The following is a 2,974-nucleotide window of genomic DNA, read 5'->3' as shown; positions in this document are numbered from 1 at the left end:
CCGTGAGCCTGACCGGAGCGTCGCCGGGATACCAAGTCAGCCGGTAATCCGCAGTGCCTGCCGCCGCGGCGATGACCGCCCGCACCTCCGGCGGCTGCGTCTCGATGATCCGCACCGCCGTTGCCGCACCGTTCAGCAAGCCGGCTTCAAGGATCGATGGCTGCCCCAAGGCTCCGGCGAAGTTCACGAAGACCAGATTCAGCAGCACGGTGGCGCCGAAAGCCATCAGGATGGTGACCACGAAGCGCCGGGCGATGGTGTCGCTCAGCCAGCGTCGCAGGCTCATGTCCGCAGCACCGGTGCCATCAGGATGTAGCCACCGTTGCGCACCGTCCGGATCAGGTCGGGGTTCTTTGGGTCTGCTTCCAGCTTGCGCCGCAGGCGGCTGATCTGCACGTCGATGCTGCGGTCGAAGGCCGCGTAGGTCTCGCCCCGGGTGAGGTCCAGCAGCATGTCACGCGTCAATACGCGCTGCGGGTGCTCGGCAAAGGCCAGCAGCAGGTCGAACTCGCCGCCAGATAGGAACACCAGAGTGTTGTCCTCCGAACGGAGCTCGCGTCTTGCGATATCCAGCCGCCAGCGCCCGAAGCTCAGCTTGGGCCGAGCTTCCTTGGGCTGGTGGGGCACCTCGGCCCGGCGCAGGACCGCCTTGATCCGGGCGAGAAGCTCACGCGCATTGAAGGGCTTGGTGAGGTAATCATCGGCGCCGATCTCGAGGCCTACAACCCGGTCGGTGTGCTCGCTCATTGCCGTCAGCATGATCACCGGGATGGAGGACTTGGCGCGCAACTGCCGGCACAGGTCGAAGCCGTTCTCGCCCTGCAGCATCACATCGAGGATGACGACGTCCACGGGCTGCTGCCCGAGCAGCGAAAACATCTCCTCGCCTTTTCGGGCCACGGCCACCGTGCAGGAATGGTTCTGCAGGAACTGCGTCAACAAAGACAAGATGTCCTCGTCATCATCCACGATCAATACGTGTGGCATGGGTGTCATGCCTCTCCTTCTACCGCCCAAACCATCATCCTGTATGACCCGCTTTTTGCAGCTTTGTATCAGCTCCGACACAAAGTGGCGACGCTGACGCAACGGCCACATCATCCAGCAAAATGCGCTGCCTAGGGTCGCTTCGACAAACAGGAGCATCCCCCGCCGTGTTGTTCAGCATCCGCGCCCCTCTTGCCGTCCGTCTCGCCTGGCCGCTTCTTGCCGCACCGTTGCTGGTCGCGGCACCGGCCCTGGCTCAGCAGAATCCCGACTCCGACCCGGTCACCGGCTGGTCCGGCTTCCTTGGCATCGGGCCTGCCCTTGTGCCGGAATATGCCGGAGCGGATTCCAGTACCATCGCTCCCTTTGTGCTGGGCGACCTCAATTATGGCCCCTATTTCCTGCAGCTTCGCGGGCTGACCCTTCGCGCCAATACAGTGCCGTCCCGCCGCATCGTCGCAGGGCCATTGGTTCGTCTCGGCTCTGGCCGCGACAACGACGTGGATAGCGACCGTGTCGCACGCCTGGACGAGATCGACGCAACCGTGGAAGCTGGCGGCTTTGTCGGCATCCGCTTCGGCGGCGATGACCGCGGGCAGGGCCAGGTGGAACTGTCCCTGACTGCGACCGGCTCAAGGAACGGCGTTCTCGGTACCGCCGGGATCTCCTATGCTGCGCTGCGTGGGCGCAGCTTCTTTGTCAATGTCGACGCGGAGGTGAACGTCGCCAACGGGGAATACACGCGCACCTATTTCGGCGTGACGCAGCCGGAAGCTTTGCGGTCGGGCCTGCCGGCCTACAGGCCCAAGGGCGGGCTGCGCGATGCTGGGCTGGGCCTTACCGCCGGTTACCAGTTCAACCAACATTGGGGGCTGACCGGGCGGCTGAGCTACAGCTACTTGGTGGGCGACGCCGCCGACAGCCCCATCGTGGATCTGGAAGGCTCCAAGAGCCAGCTGATGGGCGGCATCGCCCTGTCCTACCGGTTCTGAGAGGACGGGTGCCATGCAACGCATCGTTCTCTTCGCCCGCACAGGGCTGCGCCCTCGACGCCTGACGGATTACGGTAATTGGGTTGTGCTGACCCTGGCCATGACAACCCTGGGTCTGGGCTCCCTGGCTTATGACGTGTCGGACCGCTTCTTCAGCGCGCAACTGGTAGAAAAGGCGCCCTGGCGCCTGATGCTGACGATCGACGGGATTTGCATTGCCTTGGCGGTGCTGCTGGGACCCTGGCAGTTCGTTCCGGGACTGCGCTGGCGCTGGCCGCAGGTGCATGGCTGGCTTGGGCGGCTTTACGCTGGCTCGGCGATGACCTGCGCGCTTGTGACGATCCTCCTCGCCTGGCAGGTCGATGCAGGGCTCTTTGCCAGGATGATCCTGATGGCCTTTGGTTCGGCCTGGCTGGTGACCACCGGCATGATGCAGGTCAGGCGCGGCGACATCGGAGTTCATAGGCGCTGGATGGTGCGGAGCTTCGCACTGACGGCAACAACGGTCTGCCTGCGCTTCTGCTTCGTGCTTGGCCTGCCATTCGCAGCCGTTCCGTTGGTGGTTGCCTGTCTCGGCTGGCTACCGGCCCTGGTGGCAGTGGAAATTTGGCTTTGCGAGGCGGAGGAGTTGAAAGCCCATTTTGGGCACGGCAGAGGCGTTCCGCCTGCGTCGAGAACCCGCAACCTGCGTGTGGAGATCTCCGTCGGGCCGCTAGATCTTCCAGTTTCCGCCTGGGCTGCTGATCCTCGCAGCCACCACGGAGAACCTCTGGCTCCCCCTTTCCCCGAGTTCAAAGCGCGGATCGAGCCGATCGACAAAACAGGTCGCGGCGAGGCCGCCGTCGACGCGCTGCCACCCCACCGGTTGTGCCGTGACGGCGGTGCCGGACGCTACGATGCTTTCCTTGGTCTGGCCGAACTGAGGCAATCGCCTTCCAGCAGCTTCACCAGCAGAGGCGTGGTCGCCGGGTCCTCCCCCAGATGATAACCGAGAT

4 protein-coding genes are annotated in these 2,974 nt (G+C 64.2%); 2 read left to right on the top strand and 2 right to left on the bottom strand.

Annotated elements, in window-relative coordinates; genetic code table 11:
- Both EBE87_RS28040 and EBE87_RS28035 read right to left on the bottom strand, forming a co-directional pair.
- Positions 1–286: hypothetical protein (locus EBE87_RS28040; RefSeq protein ID WP_456316333.1), on the bottom strand; the 286-nt coding region annotated here is incomplete at its 3' end.
- Positions 283–996 (bottom strand): response regulator, encoded by a 714-nt coding sequence (locus EBE87_RS28035; protein ID WP_120641060.1) that lies wholly within the window; start codon positions 994–996, stop codon positions 283–285. The genes EBE87_RS28040 and EBE87_RS28035, both read right to left, overlap by 4 nt.
- A 158-nt stretch (positions 997–1,154) precedes the next feature.
- Between EBE87_RS28035 and EBE87_RS28030 the strand changes: the two genes are divergently transcribed.
- Positions 1,155–1,979, top strand: a complete 825-nt coding sequence (locus EBE87_RS28030; protein ID WP_158601074.1) for a MipA/OmpV family protein — start codon at positions 1,155–1,157, stop codon at positions 1,977–1,979.
- 13 nt (positions 1,980–1,992) lie between these two features.
- Positions 1,993–2,964: a DUF2306 domain-containing protein gene (locus tag EBE87_RS28025; RefSeq protein ID WP_120641058.1), complete on the top strand. Its 972-nt coding sequence runs from the start codon at positions 1,993–1,995 to the stop codon at positions 2,962–2,964.
- Positions 2,965–2,974: the final 10 nt, after the last annotated feature.

Origin of the sequence: Teichococcus wenyumeiae (assembly GCF_003696345.1) — a bacterium.
Taxonomy (GTDB): Bacteria; Pseudomonadota; Alphaproteobacteria; order Acetobacterales; family Acetobacteraceae; genus Pseudoroseomonas; species Pseudoroseomonas wenyumeiae.
This window is presented reverse-complemented; position numbering and strand designations above follow the sequence as displayed.